General features: G+C 38.7%; 4 protein-coding genes. 3 read left to right on the top strand and 1 reads right to left on the bottom strand.

What is annotated here, in order from left to right:
- On the top strand, positions 1-184 hold a 184-nt coding region (locus EYA77_RS09790; protein WP_209315002.1), incomplete at its 5' end, for a hypothetical protein.
- Complete coding sequence (locus tag EYA77_RS03955; RefSeq protein WP_167815929.1) at positions 181-1,302, top strand: glycosyltransferase family 4 protein; 1,122 nt, start codon at positions 181-183, stop codon at positions 1,300-1,302. The genes EYA77_RS09790 and EYA77_RS03955, both read left to right, overlap by 4 nt.
- A 184-nt stretch (positions 1,303-1,486) precedes the next feature.
- On the opposite strand, the gene EYA77_RS03950 is transcribed toward EYA77_RS03955, so the two are convergent.
- The gene (locus tag EYA77_RS03950; RefSeq protein ID WP_167815928.1) at positions 1,487-3,061 is read right to left on the bottom strand and encodes a transposase; all 1,575 of its coding nucleotides are present in this window, start codon (positions 3,059-3,061) and stop codon (positions 1,487-1,489) included.
- A 501-nt stretch (positions 3,062-3,562) separates the two neighbouring features.
- On the opposite strand from EYA77_RS03950, the gene EYA77_RS03945 reads away from it, so the two are divergent.
- Positions 3,563-4,542 (top strand): glycosyltransferase (locus tag EYA77_RS03945; RefSeq protein WP_167815927.1); only part of this gene is annotated, 980 nt, incomplete at its 3' end.

Genomic DNA, 4,542 nt, shown 5'->3' with positions numbered 1-4,542 from the left:
TGGTGGTAGCGTGACAGATAACAATTCAAGACCGTCTCATTTTGCTATATCTAGTCAGAAATATCCCTCAGACAAGTCATCGATGATGGTCGCGACGGCATATAATGAGCAGGGTTACTCTGATTTTGTATGCAGTAGAGATATTATAAATATGTCCAGGGGAGTAGAGGCAGAATTTACATGAAGATTTTACGAGTTACAAGTGATTTATACCCATATGTTTTAGGTGGCATTGGTCTTCACGCACATAATCTATCAATAGAACAATATAAAAACGGGTGTAATATAACAGTTTTTACTTGTATCTCAAAAAAATCAGATGTATTACCGCTTACAGTTCCGTATACAATTCTAAATTTTGGTAAAATAATTGAACTTTGCGGAAATACAGTTTGTTTCAATATGTTTCGCTCTCTCTATCACAATCGCAGAAATTATGATGTAATCGATGCGCATTCTCATCTATTTATTTCTACAAATCTCTGTGCATTAGTAAGAAGATTGGGTTCTGTACCTCTAGTGATTACAAATCATGGTCTACGTTCTCAGAATGTACCAAAAATATTTCAAGAATTATATCTACGCACACTCGGGGTGTGGACGTTTAATTCAGCAGATAAGATAATCACATTTACTGAATATGAACGCAATGAACTATTGAAAATTGGTGTTGATGATAAAAAAATAGTAATTATTCCTAATGCAATTGATACGGATATTTTTTATCCAAATCCATATATACACGATAATTTTACTGTGATTTGGGTAGGTCGATTGAGCGGAGGCAAAGGTCTGAAATATGCTATATTGGGATTTGAACAATATTTAATAAATCATCCAAATTCCCAGATGTATATTGTGGGTGATGGACCATATTATCATGATGCAGTTAATTATGTGAGTAAAAAAGGATTGGATAATAAAATTATTTTTACTGGGCGTGTTGAGAATCAAGATATGATATCATATTATAATCGATCAGATGTATATTTGATGACGAGTATGAGTGAAGGTTTTCCTCGTACACTTTTGGAAGCGGCATCATGTGGGTTGTCGGTGATTTGTACAGATATACCGCAGTTAATTCCCATTGTAGAGAAATGTGGGATTGTGATTCCAAAGAAGAATATCAGGGCAGTTTCTGATACATTGAATTATTTGAGCAGTGATGTTAATCAGAGAAAGCTATTTAGTCAACAAGGTCGGGATTATGTGGGGAAATATAACTCAATTAAACAGATGTCGCATGAGACAGAACAAGTATATTTCAAATTAATTGAGGAAAATAAGTATAAAATTTGAAATTATTATATGATATTCTGTTTTTTTCCGAGTTTTCTGTAAGTTCTCACAGGCCCTAATCCCGTGGTCACTAATTCACTCTCTATCTTCAAATCTCTATTTTCCGTCATCCACTCTTCGTTAATATCCTGACATTGACAGCCTAACTTTGACAGTTGAAACCTAATCCCCCGCCAATTTTTACCTAGGCCCCCGCCTCAATCCCAAACGCCTCACAAATCCTCTTCTGATCCGCCGTCAACTCCGAATACAGAACCTTCCTGCTTCTAGGCAGCGTAATCCTCATGAGAATCTTCATCTCCTCAATAATCGACTGCATCGTATAGTTCTTATACAAATCCTTCTCCCTCATCACCCTCTGAATATACGACGCCAGAATCAGACTTAAGAACTGCACAAACATCCTCCCCTCCATCGCCCACTCGCTCCTTACCCGAAGCCTCTTCCCATCCAAATCATTCTTCAGATTATCAAACGACTTTTCGACCCGGTCCTTTGCCCGATACACCATCAGCGCCTCAACCGGATCCTTCAGATCATTGGAAATAATCACCGAATACCCCGCATACTTATTCTGAAACGCCAAAATAGCCTCATCGTTTGGCATAACCACCCTTCCAACATGCTGCTTTCTCTCAATCGTAAAGAACCTGTCATAGAACTTCTGATGCTCGGGATTCAGCTTTTCAGACCGCAGCTCCTGATAATATACATCGATCTTCCGGTAAAATTTCGCCTCCTCCTCTGAAACCTTCCGCGGATCATAATACACATGCGTATAACATCGATGCCCATCCCACTCCTTGAGAGAGGTTGTAGCAAACATCTCCTCATCAGCGATGACCTCGCGATGACTATAGGTGTGAATACTGCTTCTCACCTCATCAATGGCATCCGTCGTAAAGGAAAGACTCTTTGAAAGCGCGATCGTAAACCGCAATCCATGTGCATACAGATCAGAAACGTTTGTCTTGCTGCAAAAACCTCTGTCCATCACCAGATGCAGTTTCTTATACGCCAGCCAGTCAAACACCGTCAGATTCTGCTGTAATGTGGAGACATCATGAATACTTCCCGGATACGTATGGAAATACACCGGAATACCCGTTTTTATGCCGACAACCATGCCAAGATTGACCTGTTCCAGGTTTTCTTTGTCCCGATTGTATCCGTATTTGACCGTTTTGATAAGGCTGCTGTATGATGAGATGGAGGTGATGTCTAAGGCAAAGTATTCGTTTTCCCGGATTTTGTGTGCCCAGTACTGGAAAAATTCCATCTGGGTGTCCCGGTTGAAGTCAGGAAGCATCTCAAAGATCCGCTGTGCGGGGAAGCGTTCGTTGAGCGGGGTGATGTTGCGTTCTGTCCACTGTTCACAGTGCGATAAGGCGTTCCCTTCAGCAAGGAGGTAGTAAGCACAGGTCAGGAGTTTCTCCCAGTGGTTAGGATAGACTTTTTTCAGTGCTGAGACCAATCCGGTTTTTTCTCCCGCATGATCAAAGAGCAGGCTGCATCCGGCAGATTTTGCGATGGCGGTTTGTTTCGTGCTTTCTTTTCGTTTTCTGTTGGGAAGGATTTCCCCGGTTTCGGGATCGAAGTGGCCGATGACTTTTCGGTCACAGATGCATGTTTTTCTTTCTTTATCCCAGCGGGATGTACTTTCTACTGCGTAGGTTTTCCCGGTTTTTTGTCGTACTGTTTGATGATGGAAGTCATTTTTTGAGGGGTGGTTTTGTTTGTAGATATATTGGTCATCCATAGATAAAAACATATATTTAACTATGAATGGGTGCGGCGGGTTGGCGCTTGAATTCAGGGTTTTTTTGGAAAAGAGGAGGAATTTGACGGGGAGGGGAGATGACCTAGGTTAAGAGAAGCGGGGGATTAGGCATAAATCATGATTCGCGTTAAAAAATGGGTTGATAGATATTCTCAATGTTTTAGTCTGAATGAATCTTTATTTATATTAAGTATTCGAGTAAAATGCATTTATGATAGATTTTTTTCGTCGAATATCTATCTGTTTGAATGATTTTTTTGTTTTATTGTGAGGGGGTGTGGGGTGAATGCAAGGTGATGGTACATATGGCATGTTTATCATCATATCATGTCTTATCGTGGAGTCTAAATGATGAATGAAGTAGATTATCAGTATTTCCATTGTATTTCCTATGAGTGAGCGTAATAGATTAGGGAATTGAGTGGACCAAAACAAATTCGATATAACAATATAAGAATAAATCTCATTAGATATTATTTTATGAGATTAATATATATTTTGCCAAATGGTATATATCCTAATGGATCAAAAGGTGCCGACCACGGTGTTGGTAAAAAGATACAAAGTCTGATTAATGGATTAATGAAGCAAAATATTGTCGTAGATAAATGTGAGTTAATCTATTCTGTGACAAATCCCATTAATTTTCTTAAGTCATATTATATATCTCACCAAATATTAGTGAAAATATTTAAAGAATCTTCAAAGAGTGATGTGTTGTATATACGATCAATATATCCTCATATCTCAAATTTTATCTGCTGTAAAACAAAACATAATGGAAAGGTTGTATTTGAATTACAATCAATTGAAAAAACAGAATTAAAATCGCAGTTAAATAAAAACAATCGTGGCTTGGTGTTTCATATTAAACAAAATTTATTGTATTATTCCAATAACCTGTTCGAAAAATCCATTAAATGTCATGCGGATGCACTAGTTTCAGTTACGAATGAAATAACTGAATACAATAGACATTTGACAAATAATAAACTTAGATACCTCACTTTAGGCAATGGAATTGAAGTAACCCAAATCAAGGAACGTAATCTACTGAATAATGATACAGATGTAATTCATGTTCTTTGTGTAGCTGTCGTCGCACTATGGCACGGCATCGATCGCTTAATCCGTGGTATGCATGAGTACTCCGGCGATAAAACCATCAACCTTCATATCGTTGGCGACGGTCCGGAACTCCAGAACTTGAAATCCCTCACATCAGAACTTCATCTCGAATCCCACGTCATCTTCCACGGCTTCAAATCCGGCGCTGATCTGGATGCCATGTTTGATCAGTGTCATATTGCCATTGGTGGTTTAGCAGACTTTAGACGAGGTCTTAAGGAAGTTTCATTGCTGAAAAATCGAGAATACTGTGCACGTGGAATTCCATTTGTTTTAGTAGCCAAAGATATTGATTTCCCAGATGAATGGGCATATACATTACATGTTCCGGC

Source organism: Methanocorpusculum sp. GPch4, from assembly GCF_012062385.1.
Taxonomy (GTDB): Archaea; Halobacteriota; Methanomicrobia; order Methanomicrobiales; family Methanocorpusculaceae; genus Methanocorpusculum; species Methanocorpusculum parvum.
This window is presented reverse-complemented; position numbering and strand designations above follow the sequence as displayed.